At 48.1% G+C, this 540-nt stretch carries 1 protein-coding gene; it reads right to left on the bottom strand.

From position 1 onward, the window contains the following. Positions 1 to 19: 19 nt before the first annotated feature. Positions 20 to 540, bottom strand: a 521-nt coding sequence (locus N1032_RS27410) for a hypothetical protein (RefSeq protein ID WP_259543873.1), incomplete at its 5' end; no start/stop codon positions are given.

The raw sequence follows: 540 nt of genomic DNA, 5'->3' as shown, positions 1-540 counted from the left end.
TAACGCCCAGTCTTTTAGTTTAATCCCGCACATTACTTTCCTCCTCGACCGGATTTTCCGGGTCAACAATAAGCGGTTCAGGTTCAACCTCTGTTTCTACCTCTTCCCCTGTTTCGGTTTCGGTGTCGGGGCTTTGGCCTCGCTCCCCGTCGCCGTCGCCGTTATCATCCCCAGCTTGTTCCTGTTCCTGATTTGTTTCTTCGCTGGAATCAGGTTCCTGCTGGTTGTCTGGTTCAGGAGTTTCAGTAGTGGGCTGGTTGTCTGGTTCAGTGTTATTTTCAGGGTTTCCATCAACGAGTTCTTTTTGTTTGTCAGCCCATACAGAGCCGAAATCAACATCAACAGTTAAGCCGTACATCTGGTTAAGCAGTGCGGCAGCGTTCAGGCGGTTCGCCAGCATGTTATAAACGAGAGGGAATAAACCATCCTCGTTTTGTTCAACCTCGCTTGATACAAGGCGCTCACGCTTGAGGTTAAAGTTTGCCGAAATACCTACCTCATTATTTAACGAGGCTTTCAGGTATTGCTGGTTTTCAATCA

Origin of the sequence: Herbiconiux daphne, from assembly GCF_024979295.1 — a bacterium.
GTDB lineage: Bacteria > Actinomycetota > Actinomycetes > Actinomycetales > Microbacteriaceae > Herbiconiux > Herbiconiux daphnes.
The sequence above is the reverse complement of the archived record's forward strand: the minus strand, read 5'-3'. Positions and strand labels throughout refer to the sequence as shown.